This is a genomic window from Paraburkholderia tropica (assembly GCF_914484835.1).
Taxonomy (GTDB): domain Bacteria; phylum Pseudomonadota; class Gammaproteobacteria; order Burkholderiales; family Burkholderiaceae; genus Paraburkholderia; species Paraburkholderia tropica_A.
Window position 1 is genome coordinate 310,155 of the sequence record NZ_CAJZAR010000079.1, and the last position, 13,971, is coordinate 324,125.

Sequence of the window (13,971 nt, forward strand, 5' to 3'; positions counted from 1 at the left end):
GATACGATCACGCCTCCTCGGGCACTCCCAGCCGCGCATCGGCTTCGGGCGAGAGCCGGATCGACAGACTGGTCACGAGCGCGAACGCCGTCGCCACGATCAGGAAACCAAACACGGCGTTGTAATTGCCGGTGACGGAGACGAGCAAACCGATCACCGCGGGCGCAACGAATCCCGCGACCTGTCCGCCGAAATTCACCATACCCGCGCCCGTGCCGATGAGTTTTTGCGGCAGGAATTTAGCCGGCAGCGCAAATACGCCGGCGAATACGAACGACTTGAAGAAGTAGACGATCGATTGAAACGCGATGACGCCCGTCACCGTTTCAGCCGTATACATTTCATAGAGAAAGAAGCCGGAAATTGCGCAGCACGCCGCCATCAACCATTTCTCGCGGCCATCGAACCAGCGCGTGAGAATCCAGCCGCCCAGCGCCGTCGAAATGCTCGCCGCCACGAACGGCAACGGCGTGAGCATGCCGACCGCCTTGAGATCGAGGTGGCGCTCGGTCAGCAGATACGCGGGCATCCAGGCATCGAGTCCCTTGTTGACAATGCCCATACCGAACCACGTCAGCAGGATTTTCCACATCAGCGGCATTTTGAGGAGCGCGCGCGTAGCGGCGCCGTCGATGCGCGTAGAGCGGCCCGTCGAATCGCGCTTCTGATGCGTATCCTTCACCGCGAACAGATAAAAGAGCGCGAACACCAGACCGGCGCAGCCGGCCACGACAAACGCATGACGCCAGCCCAGCAGCAGAATCAGGGGCGCAATGGCGAGCGGCGCAATAAAGCTGCCCACGTAATTCGACGACATCAGGAAAGCGGACATCTTCGGACGATCGGCGCGCGCGCACGATTCGGTTACGCCTTTAACCGCCGCGCCGGGATAACCGCCTTCGCCGAGACCGAAGATAAAGCGGATCGCGATCAGCGAGGCCAGCGACCAGGCGAGGCCGGTCATCAGCGTAAACAGGGACCAGAACGCCACCGAAACGACGATGACTTTCTTGCTGCCCCAACGGTCCGCAATCCAGCCGCCCGGAATCTGCATGGCGGCGTAGCTGATGTAGAAGGTGCTCATGACTACGCCGAGCGCCGCCGCGCCAACGTGAAACTCCTTACCAATCGCCACCAGCGACAAGGCAATCGCCGAGCGATCGATATACGAAATGCAGTAGCCGAGATAGAGCAGCGCGAATACCGCGAGGCTGGCGCGTCTGCTTTTATTGGGGTCGATCATGCTGGGCATCCGACGAGAGAGTGAAGACCGGGCCCGCGTCGGCTGTGCCGAGCGCTCCCACCACGACTAGTCGAACTGATCCTAAGTAGCCACAAATGGGGCGACAAGTGACATATTCCGATGCCTGCGTTCGCGAAAACTCATCGGAAAGCGACCGGCCCTTCTCTCTGCTCTACCCCTTCGCTTTGCATCACGGCGCTCACGCACAGGAAAACCCTTAAGTAATTCCCCATACCGGCCGTTATTTCACAGGCGAACCAAGCCGCGGGAACACCTGCGCGAGACATGGTGCCAGCGGACACGCTGTGTAATAAATAAAAAGGAAAATGATGAAACTGAAAGACCTCCCCGTGAGAACGGGGTTCATTGCGGTGTTGGGACTGTTTGGCGTGCTCGTTCTGCTAATGGCCTTGCTCGGTATCGCCTCGCTCAATGAGAACAATGCCCTCTCCGGGCGAATTTCCACGCTGAATGCGCAGGTTCTCGATCTCAAAGACGTCTATATCAACAATCTGAAGGCGCGGAGCGCGCTGGCCCGTGCCTTTATCGCCATCTCGGCGAATCCGTCGGCCAAAGACGCTGCCGTGCAGGACGCCCAGCGCTTCTTCGATCTTGCCAAAGCGTCCAATGGCGATTTCGAAAGGATTCCGAAAGATAACGATGACCTTCGCGGCACGGCGGAGACCGTAGGCGGAGCATTCCGCGCGCACTCGGGTGCCATCGACGGTCTGTTCGCCGCCATCGCGAACAACGACACGAAGGCCTACGCCGAAACCAACGAAGGTCCGATGACGCAGACCAGCATGGCGTTCGGCAAGAGCAGCGACGCGTTTTTCGCGGTCGCCGCTCAACAGACGAAAATGCTGCAAGAACAAAAGGCGCATACACGTGCGCTGCTGATTGGCGTTGCGATCGGCTTGCTGGCCTTGTCAATCGTCCTGATTGTCCTCGTTTATGTTGCGCTTGACCGCATGATCGTCAGGCCGCTCAAGGAAGCGGTTGACGTGGTGGAGCACGTCGCGCGCGGCGATCTGACCATTAAAATCGCGCGCGAGTCGTCGAACGAAATCGGCCGGTTGTTCGCGGCGATGGAGGCAATGCGGAGCAGCCTTGCCGGCATCGTCCGTGCGGTGCAGGGCGGCAGCGAAGTCATCGTGACGGCTGTTCACGAAATGGCGAGCGGCAATACCGACCTCTCGCAGCGCACCGAGGAACAGGCGGCGGCATTGCAGCAAACGGCTTCGTCGATGGAGCAACTCACGAGCACGGTCAGGCAGAACGCCGAAAACGCGAAGCAGGCTACGCAGCTCGTCACGAGCACGGCGGAATTGACCCAGCAAGGTCATCACGCGTCGAAGGATGTCGTCGCGACCATGCGCGGACTTTCCGAGCTTTCCGGCAAGATTTCCGACATCACGAACGTGATCGAGGGCATCGCCTTTCAGACCAATATTCTCTCGCTGAACGCTGCCGTCGAAGCGGCGCGCGCGGGCGAAGAAGGACGCGGCTTTGCCGTGGTGGCGAGCGAGGTGCGCTCGCTCGCGCAACGCAGCGCGAGCGCCGCGAAGGAGATCAAGGAGCGCATCACCGACTCGCTCGCACGCGTGGAATCGGGCGCTCAGCAAGTCGAGAAGGCAAGCGGCGTGATGGCCGAAATCCTCGCCTCGGTGAACAAGGTCAACGATCTGATGGGCGAAATCTCCGCCGCTTCGACCGAGCAATCGACGGGCATCGAGCAGGTCAGCCGCTCGGTGGCGCAAATGGATCAGGTCACGCAGCAGAACGCCGCGCTGGTCGAGGAAGCATCGGCGGCCGCGCTGTCTCTCGAAGATCAGACGCGGGTGCTCAAGGATGCGGTGGCGGTCTTCCGCACGGAGGCGAGCGGCCAGGGCTTGCGTCGGTAAGCGCGCATTGCCTATACGGAAGTCTAGAGGACCAGGGGCAGCGTCATTCGCCTGCGCTGCCTGGTCTTCCTGCTGCTGGTGGTGGTGGTAGCGACAACCACCGGCGAAAAAACTGGCGGAGGGCAGACAGAGTCGAACTGTCCCAGGAACGGCTGACGTCCCCAACTGGGTTTGAAGCCCAGCCGCACCACCCGATGCGATTGCCTTCCTTTAACCGATCAAACCGCTAAACCTGCTAAACGTCACCACCCTTTCACAGCCATTCACGCATCCGGCTATCGGGTCTCAGCAGATGCCGTTCACGCTGGAAACGAGTATATCCAACGCGGTCGAAGAACTCCAGAATCTGGATCGCGCGTTTTCTCCCGAGACCCGACGCATCGCGAAACGCCGCCGCGCCCACACCCGCGCCCTGCTCCTGCGCGAGTTTCGCCACCAGACGCGCAAGCTCGTGCACCACGTCCTGATCGTAAAACAGATCGCGCACGATCTGATAAAGCCTGCCCAGCCGCGCAAGCTTGCGCAACAACGCACGCACCCTTTCTTCGGATTCCTGTGTTTCTCTCGCCAGATCGCGCACCCACGGTGGATCATAGCGTCCCTGCGCAATCAACGGCATGAGCCGCGCGGCCAGCGCTTCCTCCTGCGCATCGAGCGTCACCGCATGCGACGGCAAATGCAGCCACGGTCCGCTTCGCGCAATCCGTCCTTCGTCGACGAGCGCATCCACCGCCGCGCGCCAGACCGTATCGCTCGCGAGCGGTGCCGCCATGCGCCGCAAGCGCGCGGCGTCCGGGCCCTGCTCGTCGGGCGAGCGCGCATGAAAATCGCCCAGCACCTCGACGATGCGTGCCGCCAGGCGCGTCCAGTGATCGCGCGCGAGCACGACCGATTCCTCGGCGCGGCCTTGCGGCGCGATCGTCACCGCATCGGCGGGTAACGCCAGCGCATCGGCGGCCTGACCCGTCAACTGCGTGAGCGTCGCGAGCGCGAGCCCGCGCGGCGCTTCGCCGATCAGCGCATCGACGCGTCCTTCGTCGAGCCACACGCGCAACGCATCGAGCCACGCGCGCCGCTCCGGTGTGCGTCTGCGCCGCGCCGGACCGAACGGATCGAGCACGCGCCCGCCGCCCACCGTGCGGCTCGCCTGCGCATTGCGCACGATGAAGCGGTCGCCCGGCAGCGCATGCAGCGGCGCGTCGAATACGAGTTGCACGCGCGCGGTGTCGCCCGCGCCCAGCGTATCGCCGTCGAGCAGCGCGACGTTGGCGACGCGATGCGTCGTGCCCAGATGCACGTGCAGCGGCGACCAGTGCGTGAGCGTGATGCCCGCATCGGCGAGCAGATGCAGTTCGACGTCGAGACGCGTCGCGGTTTGCGCGAGCCGCGCGTCGACGATCCAGTCGCCGCGCGCGATCTGCGCCTTGTCGATGCCCGCGAGATTGAGCGCGCAGCGCTCGCCCGCGCGTCCGGTTTCGGCGGCGCGGTTTTGCGCGTGGATGCTGCGCACGCGCACCGTTTCGCCTGCGGGCGCGAGCAGCATGGCGTCGTTAGTCTGCACGCGGCCCGCGAACACCGTGCCGGTCACGACCGTGCCTTGTCCCGTCAACGTGAACACGCGATCGACGGCGAGCCGGAACAGGCCGTCGTCGCGACGCGCCTGCCACGCGGTCGCGCGCTCGCGCAAGAACGCGTCGAGTTGCGCGACGCCTGCATCGCCGTTTTCCGTCGCGTTCGTTTCGAAGCATGGCGCGCCCGCCAATGCGCTCGATGCGAGCCACGCGTCGATTTCCGCGCGCACTTGCGCGAGCCGCGCGGCGTCGACGCGATCGGTCTTCGTGAGCGCGACCGCGCCGTGCGTGACGCCCAGCAATTGCAGGATCGCCAGATGCTCGCGCGTTTGCGGCATCACGCCGTCGTCGGCGGCAATCACGAGCAAGGCGAAGTCGATACCGCACGCGCCCGCCGCCATCGTATGCACGAGTTTTTCGTGGCCCGGCACGTCGATGAAACCGAGCACGTCGCCGTTCGCGAGCGGCGTGTACGCATAGCCGAGTTCGATGGAAATGCCGCGCGCTTTCTCTTCCTTGAGGCGGTCCGTGTCGACGCCGGTCAGCGCGCGCACAAGCGTGGTCTTGCCGTGATCGATATGCCCTGCCGTGCCGACGATCACAGGCGCAGCTCCGCGAATTGCGCGACGAACGCGGCTTCGTCCGCGCCTTCGACGCAACGCAGATCGAGACGCAAGGCATCGTCGGCGATGCGGCCGATCACGGGACGCGGCAGCGCGCGCAACGCGCGCTCCAGCTTGAGCAACGCACGCCCGCTGCCGCCCTTGCCCGCGCGGCGGATCACGAGGCCGCTGCTTGGCAGCAGATCGACGGGCAGCGCACCGCTGCCGATCTGGCTGAACATCGGCTCGATGCCCGCCGTGTACGCGTCGCCGAGCGCGCGTTGCAAGGCGGGCAATGCGCGCGTGGCGGCGTCGTGCATCTCCTGCGCAGGACGCGTAAGCAGACGCAGCGTGGTGAGCCGTTCGCGCAGCTGTTCGGGCGCGCGATAGAGCCGCAGCACGGGTTCGAGCGCGGCGAGCGTGAGCTTGCCTACGCGCAGCGCGCGCTTGAGCGGATGCTTCTTGATCTTCGCAATCAGTTCCTTGCGCCCGACGATCAACCCGGCCTGCGGTCCGCCGAGCAGCTTGTCGCCGCTGAAGGTCACGAGGTCCGCGCCCGCTTCCACGGTCTCGCGCACCGTGGGTTCGGCGGGCAGGCCCCATTGCGTGAGATCCGCGAGCGTGCCGCTGCCGAGATCGACCGCCACCGGCAAGCCATGCTGGCGCGCGAGCGGCGCGAGTTCGTCGAGTTCGACGGTCTTCGTGAAGCCGCTGATCGCGTAGTTGCTGCAATGAACTTTCATCAGCAGCGCCGTGCGGTCGCTGATCGCCGCCTCGTAGTCTTTCAGATGCGTGCGATTGGTCGTGCCGACTTCGCGCAGACGCGCGCCCGCGCGGCTCATGATGTCAGGAATGCGAAACGCTCCGCCAATCTCCACGAGTTCGCCGCGCGAGACGATCACGTCCTTGCGCGCGGCCAGCGCCGAGAGCGACAGCAGCACCGCCGCCGCATTGTTGTTGACGACGGTCGCCGCCTCCGCGCCCGTGAGTTCGCAGATGAGTTCGTCGATCAGATCGTCGCGGTCGCCGCGCTTGCCGGTGGCGAGATCGAATTCGAGGTTCGCGGGCTGCGTGAGCGCTTGCACCACGGCGCGCACCGCTTCGTCGGGCAGCAGCGCGCGGCCGAGGTTCGTGTGCAGCACGGTGCCGGTGAGATTGAACACGGCGCGCAACGCGCTTTGCGCGCGCGCCTGCAAGGTGGTCGATGTGGCTTCGATCACGCGGGCAATGGAAAACGGCTCGGCCCCTGCACCTTCGTTCGCGTTCACGTCGAACTTCAACGTGCCCGCCTGCGCCTCGCGCCGCCAGCCGTCGAGCGTCGCGCGGATCGCCGCGAGCACCTGCGTGCGGCCGTATTCGGTAATCAGCGGCTGCGCGTTTTCAGACGCGATCACGCGTTCCACCGCGGGCATCTGCGCGAGCATCGCGTTGAGCGCTCGCGCATCGGATTCAGCCGGTGACGCGCCGTGTTGCAGATCCGTTTCGCTCATGGGCGGAGTTCGCGTCATTGATCGGCAGGCGCTTCGGGATACAGCAGCGGATTCGCGCTCGCGCGCCGGTATCCGGCTTCGCTCATCAGCAAGTCGAGCGTGAGGCTCGCGAGATCGTCGGCGAGCGGTTCGAAGTCGAGATCCTTCTCCTGATAGCCGATCTTGCGATACGTATGGCATTCGTCGCACGATTCGGCCTTCAACGCGCCGTTGCCGCCTTCGATGCCGTGATACGCGATGCCCTTGGTCGAATCGCAATTCGTGCATTTGACGCGCACCACATGATGCTCGGTCGCGCACAGGCTGCACTGCGTGAAGCGATAACCCTGCAACGCGCCGCCCACGCGCACGATGCTCGCGACGGGCGGCGTGCCGCACACCGGGCACACGCCAGGCGCATCGACATAAGGCACGTCGCGCGCGTTCAGGCGGCTCGCGAGATCGGTCCACACCACCTGCAGCGCGGCCATGATGAACGGCGCGGTGGCCGGCGACACTTCGCTATGACGCTGCGCGAGCAATGCGTCGGCTTGCGCGTCGAGTTGCGCGTCGCTCATCGCGCGCAACGCGTCGAGCACTTTCGCGAGCGCGGGTGTGACCGCGCCCGCGGCTTCCACGCGGTCGGCGAGACGGCGCAGCACCTCGCGCCATTGCGGATCGCGTTCGCCGCCGAGCGCAGGCAGGATCGGCATCGAATGGCGTTGCGCGTGCTCGATGGCCTCGCGCTCGGGCATACGCGCGTCGAGAGGGTCGAGCGCCTGCTGCTGCGCGTCGACGAGCGCCGCCATCAACCGCACATAGCCGCCGATGGGATTGTGGTCCGCGAGCTTGCGCAGCCGCGCCGCGCGTTCCTTGAACAGCGTGGCGCGTTCGGGCAGACGAATGCGCGGAATCGCGGAAGGATCTTGAGTCTGAATCTGCTCAGGGTCGAGTATGCGTTGCGTCACGGCGAGTCTTCTCCCACACCTGCTCCGACAAACAAAAAGCCGCCGCGCCTTCGCAGGCGGGCGGCTTGCCGGCGGCGCGCGCCACGCGCAAGGCGTGAGCGCACGCGAGCCTTATTTGATGCTCTCGCGGAACCAGCGCGGATGATGCTTGCGCGCCCAGCCCCACGTCACATAACCGCGCGTCATGGCGCCGATCGATCCCTTCACCCAGAGCGCCGCATAGATATGCACGACGATGGAGACGATCAGCACGAAGGCCGCGGCCGCATGCACGACGGAGGCCACGCGGATCACCGTGATCGGGAAATAGAACGAGAAATAGCGACGCCAGATCACGATGCCGCTCACGAGCAGCAGCACGAGGCAAACCACCAGCGTGAAGAATAACAGCTTCTGTCCCGCATTGTATTTACCGATTTCCGGCAGCTTGTCCTCGCGGTTGTTGAGCACGTCGTCCATCTGTTTGAGCCATTGAATATCGGCTTTGTCCAGATAGTTGTGATGCCAGAAACGCAGCACGAGAATCATGAACGACACGAACATCACCACGCCGATGAACGGATGCAGAATGCGCGTCCACTGGCCGCCGCCGAACAGCGCGGAGAGCCAGAACATCGCCGGATGAAACATCGCGAGACCGGAGAGCGCGAGCAGCACGAACGTGATCGCCGTAATCCAGTGATTGCTGCGCTCGTTGGCCGTGTAACGCTGGATCAGACGCGGTTTAGGGTCGTTCATCGTTGCGCTCCTCGGGAGGTTCGCCGCGGGATTCGCGAATGCGCCGCGCTTCGTCCACGGCGGCCTGTTCGTCTTCGGCATGCGTTTCGTTCGGGCCGATGCGCGTGTAGTGGAAGAAGCCCGCCAGCGCCGCGACCGCAATGCCCGCGAGCGCGAGCGGCTTCGCCATGCCCTTCCACAAGCGCACGAACGGACTGATGCGCGGATTGTCGGGCAAGCCGTGATAGAGCGACGGCTTGTCGGCGTGATGCAGCACGTACATCACGTGCGTGCCGCCCACGCCCGGCGGATCGTAGAGACCGGCCTTGTCGAAGCCGCGCTCCTTGAGATCCTCGATGCGCTCGGCCGCGTGCACTTTCATGTCCTCCTTGGTGCCGAACACGATCGCGCCCGTCGGGCAGGTCTTCACGCAGGCGGGCTCCTGCCCCACGGCCACGCGGTCGGAACAGAGCGTGCATTTATACACACGATGTTCCGTCTTCGAGAGCCGCGGAATATTGAACGGACAGCCCGTGATGCAATAGCCGCAGCCGATGCAGTTTTCCTCGTGAAAATCGACGATGCCGTTCGTGTACTGCACGATCGCGCCCGGCGAAGGACAAGCCTTCAAACAGCCCGGATCCTCGCAATGCATGCAGCCGTCCTTGCGGATCAGCCATTCGAGGTTGCCGTCCGGGTTCTCGTATTCCGTGAAGCGCATCACGGTCCACGAGTGCTCGGTAAGGTCGCGCGGATTGTCGTACACGCCGGTGTTGATGCCGACTTCGTCGCGCAGGTCGTTCCATTCCATGCATGCGGTCTGACACGCCTTGCAGCCGATGCATTTGGTGACGTCGATAAGCTTCGCGACCGCGCCCGTGACCGGCTCGCGCACGCCCGGCGGCGGCGTGGTGGTAGCCGACTGGCGTTTGACGTCGAGTGACTGTAGTGCCATGTTCCCCCCTTACGCCTTTTCCACTTTCACGAGGAAGGACTTGAACTCGGGCGTCTGCGAATTGCCGTCGCCGACGGGCGGCGTGAGCGTATTCGTCAGATAGCCGGGTTTCGTCAGTCCCGTGAAGCCCCAGTGCAGCGGCACGCCCACGGTGTGCACCTTCTTGCCCTCGATCGTGAGCGCCTTGATGCGCTTGGTGACCACGGCCACCGCGATCAGATAGCCGCGGTTGCTCGACACCTTGACGCGTCCGCCGTCGACCACGCCCACTTCCTTCGCCAGCTCCTCGCCGATCTCGACGAATTGCTGCGGCTGGATGATGGCGTTCAGCCGCGCGTGCTTGGTCCAGAAGTGGAAATGCTCGGTGAGGCGATACGTGGTCGCGACATGCGGGAAGTTCTGCGCGGTGCCGAACGTCTTGCGGTCGTCCGGGAACACGCGCGCCGCCGGATTGCTGGTGGCCTGCGGATTGTTGGGATGGAACGGGTTGTAGCCGAGCGGATTCTCGAAGGGTTCGTAATGCTCGGGGAACGGCCCTTCGTTCATGCCGTCGCGCGCGAAGAAACGCGCCACGCCCTCGGGGTTCATGATGAACGGACCCATGCCGAGATCGGGCGACTCATCCACCTTGTAGTCGGGCACATCCGCGCCCGTCCACGCCGCGCCGTTCCAGCCGATCAGCTTGCGCGTGGGATCGAACGGCTTGCCCGCCGTATCGCACGAGGCGCGGTTATACAGAATGCGCCGGTTCGCGGGCCATGCCCACGCCCAGTTGAGCGTCTGGCCGATGCCGGTCGGGTCCGAGTTGTCGCGACGGCCCATCTGATTGCCCGCCTGGGTCCACGCGCCGCAGAAGATCCAGCAGCCGCTCGCGGTGGTGCCGTCGTCCTTCAATTGCGCGAAGCCGGAAAGCAGATCGCCCTTCTTCACGAGCACCTTGGTCGGGTCCTTCGGGTCGGTCTGATCGGCGAGCGCCTTGCCGTTGTATTCCTTCGCGAGTTCCTCGGGCGTGGGGCTCGCGGGATCGGAATACGGCCAGCTCAGCTTGACGATCGGATCGGGCAGCTTGCCGCCGTCCTTCTGATAAGCCGCGCGGATGCGCAGGAACAGCCCCGACATGATCTCCAGATCGCTCCTCGCCTCGAACGGCGGCTCCGCGCCCTTCCAGTGCCATTGCAGCACGCGGCTCGAACTCACGAGCGAGCCGTTTTCCTCCGCGAAACAGGTGGTGGGCAGACGGAACACCTCGGTCTGGATCGACGCCGTATCGACGTCGTTGAACTCGCCGTACTTCTTCCAGAACTCGGACGTTTCGGTCGCGAGCGGGTCCATGATGACGAGCCACTTGAGCTTGCCGAGCGCGGACAGCGTCTTGGCCTTGTCGGGCGCCGACGCGATCACGTTGAAACCCTGGCAGATATAGCCGTTGACCTTGCCCTGATTCATCAGCTCGATGGTCTGCAAGAGATCGTAGGGCTTGTCGAGCTTGGGCAGCCAGTCGTAACCCCAGTTGTTTTCCTGAGTCGCGTTGTCGCCCCACCACGCCTTCATGAAGCTCACGAAGAACGCGCCGTAGTGCTGCCAGTAGCTGAGCTGATTGGGCCGCATGGGCTGCGAGGCGCGCTTCTTGATGTAGCCGTCGTAGTCCTGTTCGCCCTCGGTCGGCAGCGTCATGTAGCCGGTGAGCAGATTCGACATCAGCCCGAGGTCGGTGAGACCCTGGATGTTCGAGTGCCCGCGCAGCGCGTTCATGCCGCCGCCCGCGATGCCGATGTTGCCGAGCAGCAATTGCACCATCGCGCCGGTGCGGATCATCTGCGCGCCGATCGAGTGATGGGTCCAGCCGAGCGCGTACAGGATCGTGCCCGCGCGGCCCGGCACCGCCGTGCTCGCCAGCATTTCGCACACCTTGAGGAATTTATCCTTCGGCGTGCCGCAGACCTTCTCCACCATCTCGGGCGTATAGCGCGAGTAATGCAGCTTGAGCAGCTGATACACGCAGCGCGGATTCTGCAAGGTGTCGTCGGTTTTCACGAAACCGTCGTCGCCGATTTCGTAGTTCCACGACGCCTTGTCGGGATACGCGTGCTTCGCCGGATCGTAGCCCGAATAAATGCCGTCGTTGAACGCGAAATCGTCGCGCACGATGAACGAGAAGTCCGTGTAGTTCTTCACGTACTCGTGCTGGATCTTGTCGTTCGTGAGCAGCCAGTTGATGACGGCGCCCAGGAAAGCGATGTCCGTGCCGGTGCGGATCGGCGCGTAATAATCCGCGACCGATGCCGTGCGCGTGAAGCGCGGATCCACCACGATGAGCCGCGCCTTGCGGTGCGCCTTCGCCTCCGTGACCCACTTGAAGCCACACGGGTGCGCCTCGGCCGCATTGCCGCCCATCACCAGAATCACGTCCGCATTGCGAATGTCAACCCAATGGTTCGTCATCGCACCACGGCCAAACGTCGGGGCAAGACCTGCCACCGTCGGGCCGTGTCAGACACGCGCCTGGTTGTCGAATGCGAGCAGGCCCATCGAGCGGGCCACTTTATGCGTGAGATATCCGACTTCGTTGCTGCCCGCCGACGCGGCCAGCATGCCGGTGGTCAGCCAGCGGTTGACGGTCTTGCCGTCCGCTGTTTTCTCGACGAAGTTCGCGTCGCGATCTTCCTTGAGCAGCTTCGCGATGCGGTCGAGCGCCTCGTCCCACGAGATGCGTTTCCACTCGTTCGACCCTGCCGCCCGATATTCCGGGTACTTGAGCCGGTTCGGGCTGTGAATGAAGTCGATCAGGCTCGCACCCTTCGGGCAGAGCGTGCCGCGGTTGACCGGATGATCGGGATCGCCCTCGATGTGGATGATGCTCGCCGTGGCGTTCTTCGCGCCGTCGCCGAGACCGTACATGAGGATGCCGCAACCCACCGAGCAGTACGGGCAGGTATTGCGGGTTTCAGTGGTACGCGCCAGTTTGTATTGTCGGACTTCGGCAAGCGCGTCGGCGGGCGCGAAGCCCATCAACGCGAGGCTGGATCCTGCCAGCGACGTAGCCGTGACCTTGAGGAACTGACGCCGGGACATCTGCAACATGATTGCGTCCTCGGCTTTCTGGTTGTGGGTCGTTTCAGTATAAGACGTTTTGGGCGCCGGATCGCGCGAGATGCACCGCGCAGATCCAGCGCGCCCGGGTATTGCGCTTGCTATATTCGTGTGACTAACTTCGTGTGACTCACGTGTGGGGCCGCCGGGCTTCGGGCGGCTTCGGGCCGCTTCGGGCCGCTTCGGGACTTGAAGCGAAACGCGATCTGCTCCCTGTCTGCGGGATCGGTTGCGCGCGCCGCGACCGGCTGCAACGCAGCACCTCGACCAGCACGACGCAGCATTTCGAAACAGCACGAACCAGCACGAACCAGCACGAACCAGCAGCGAGCCGCAACCGCATCACCCTGTCTTCACGCCGAACCGCGGGACGTCGATCATGGCAACTATTTCCTCCGAACGGCTCGAATCGGCCGCGCGCAAAGAAGCGTCGTGGGCGGTAGGCGCCTGCCGCCAGTTCATCGCCAACCGCTGCCCGTCGCTCGCCGCCAGCATTGCCTTCTATTCCGCGTTTTCGCTCGCGCCGACGCTGGTCATGGTGATCGCCGTGGCGGGCTGGTTTTTCGGCGCCGACGCGGCGCGCGGCGAGTTGTTCCGCCAGGTTCACAACGTGCTCGGCAACGACGCCGCCGCCGCCATCACCACGATCGTGCAGAACGCCCATCGCGCGGGCAGCGCGGGCGGCGTCGCCGCCGTGATCTCGCTGGCGATGCTCGCGGTCGGCGCTTCCGCAACGTTTTCGTCGCTCAATTCCGCACTCAATATTGTTTGGCCGCTCGAAGGGCCGCGCTCGTCGTCGGTCTTTGCGCTCGTGCGCGTGCGGCTGATCTCGTTCGGCCTCGTGCTGGGCGTCGCCTTTCTCCTGATTGTTTCGCTGGTGCTCGACGCGGCCATCACCTTCGTCGGCCAGTGGCTGATGGGCGAATCGACCTATCTGATCATCGGCAACATCATCCAGCTCGTGGTCGGGCTGCTGGTGCTCGCGGTCGCGTTCGCGGGACTGATGAAATTTCTGCCCGATGCGCCCGTGCAGTGGCGCGACGCGCTGGTCGGCGGCATCGTCGCGGCCGTGCTGTTTTCGGTCGGCAAGAAACTGTTCGCGCTTTATCTGGCGCACGCAGGCATGGCCACGGCGTTCGGCGCGGCCGGTTCGCTGGCCGTGCTGCTGATGTGGCTGTATTTCTCGGCGGCGGTGCTGCTGCTCGGCGCGGAGTTTTCCGCCGCGCGCGGCCGTCTGCACGATCCGCGTGGCGCGTGGGGAATGCTGGAAGAAACGCCGCCGGGCAGCCGCGCCAAGCTGGCTTCGGTACTGGCCGCGTCCACCATTGCGCCGATGCGCGAAGCGGCGGCGGGCGCGCAGATGGCGAAAGCCATCGCGGCGGGCCGTGGCGCGGATGCGGCGGGGAACGGTGCGAACGGTGCGAACGGTGCGAATGGTGCGGATGGTGCGGA

9 protein-coding genes and 1 tRNA gene are annotated in these 13,971 nt (G+C 64.3%); 2 read left to right on the top strand and 8 right to left on the bottom strand.

Annotated features, from left to right (window positions below):
* Positions 1-7: 7 nt before the first annotated feature.
* Entirely contained in the window at positions 8-1,243 is a 1,236-nt protein-coding gene (locus LDO54_RS30890; protein WP_224015182.1) for an MFS transporter, read from the bottom strand.
* Between the two features lie 329 nt (positions 1,244-1,572).
* Here LDO54_RS30890 and LDO54_RS30895 point away from each other — a divergent pair, with 329 nt between their 5' ends.
* Positions 1,573-3,147 (top strand): methyl-accepting chemotaxis protein, encoded by a 1,575-nt coding sequence (locus LDO54_RS30895; protein ID WP_224015184.1) that lies wholly within the window; start codon positions 1,573-1,575, stop codon positions 3,145-3,147.
* Between the two features lie 113 nt (positions 3,148-3,260).
* Here LDO54_RS30895 and LDO54_RS30900 read toward each other — a convergent pair.
* The 7 genes from LDO54_RS30900 to fdnG form a co-directional block, all read right to left on the bottom strand.
* Positions 3,261-3,356: transfer RNA gene (locus tag LDO54_RS30900), tRNA-Sec, on the bottom strand.
* 44 nt (positions 3,357-3,400) lie between these two features.
* Positions 3,401-5,320, bottom strand: a complete 1,920-nt coding sequence (selB, locus tag LDO54_RS30905; RefSeq protein WP_224015186.1) for a selenocysteine-specific translation elongation factor — start codon at positions 5,318-5,320, stop codon at positions 3,401-3,403.
* A complete protein-coding gene (gene selA, locus LDO54_RS30910) occupies positions 5,317-6,744 on the bottom strand; it encodes an L-seryl-tRNA(Sec) selenium transferase (RefSeq protein WP_436975728.1) in 1,428 nt (475 codons plus the stop codon). Before selA ends, selB begins: the two co-directional genes overlap by 4 nt.
* Before the next feature lie 80 nt (positions 6,745-6,824).
* Entirely contained in the window at positions 6,825-7,757 is a 933-nt protein-coding gene (gene fdhE / locus LDO54_RS30915) for a formate dehydrogenase accessory protein FdhE (RefSeq protein WP_224015190.1), read from the bottom strand.
* A gap of 111 nt (positions 7,758-7,868) precedes the next feature.
* Complete coding sequence (locus LDO54_RS30920; RefSeq protein WP_224015192.1) at positions 7,869-8,495, bottom strand: formate dehydrogenase subunit gamma; 627 nt, start codon at positions 8,493-8,495, stop codon at positions 7,869-7,871.
* Positions 8,482-9,429, bottom strand: a complete 948-nt coding sequence (fdxH, locus tag LDO54_RS30925; RefSeq protein ID WP_224015194.1) for a formate dehydrogenase subunit beta — start codon at positions 9,427-9,429, stop codon at positions 8,482-8,484. The genes LDO54_RS30920 and fdxH overlap by 14 nt, the downstream gene beginning before the upstream one ends.
* A gap of 9 nt (positions 9,430-9,438) precedes the next feature.
* Positions 9,439-12,510 (bottom strand): formate dehydrogenase-N subunit alpha, encoded by a 3,072-nt coding sequence (fdnG, locus tag LDO54_RS30930; RefSeq protein ID WP_224015196.1) that lies wholly within the window; start codon positions 12,508-12,510, stop codon positions 9,439-9,441.
* 388 nt (positions 12,511-12,898) lie between these two features.
* Between fdnG and LDO54_RS30935 the strand changes: the two genes are divergently transcribed.
* The coding region (locus LDO54_RS30935) for a YihY/virulence factor BrkB family protein (protein ID WP_224015198.1) at positions 12,899-13,971 on the top strand (1,073 nt) is incomplete at its 3' end.

Excerpts from the sequence above, each read along its gene's own strand:
- LDO54_RS30920 (WP_224015192.1), bottom strand. The coding sequence starts at position 8,495 with ATGAACGACCCTAAACCGCGTCTGATCCAGCGTTACACGGCCAACGAG.
- LDO54_RS30895 (WP_224015184.1), top strand. The coding sequence starts at position 1,573 with ATGAAACTGAAAGACCTCCCCGTGAGAACGGGGTTCATTGCGGTGTTG.
- LDO54_RS30890 (WP_224015182.1), bottom strand. The coding sequence starts at position 1,243 with ATGATCGACCCCAATAAAAGCAGACGCGCCAGCCTCGCGGTATTCGCG.
- selA (WP_436975728.1), bottom strand. The coding sequence starts at position 6,744 with ATGCTCGCGCAGATGCCCGCGGTGGAACGCGTGATCGCGTCTGAAAAC.
- fdxH (WP_224015194.1), bottom strand. The coding sequence starts at position 9,429 with ATGGCACTACAGTCACTCGACGTCAAACGCCAGTCGGCTACCACCACG.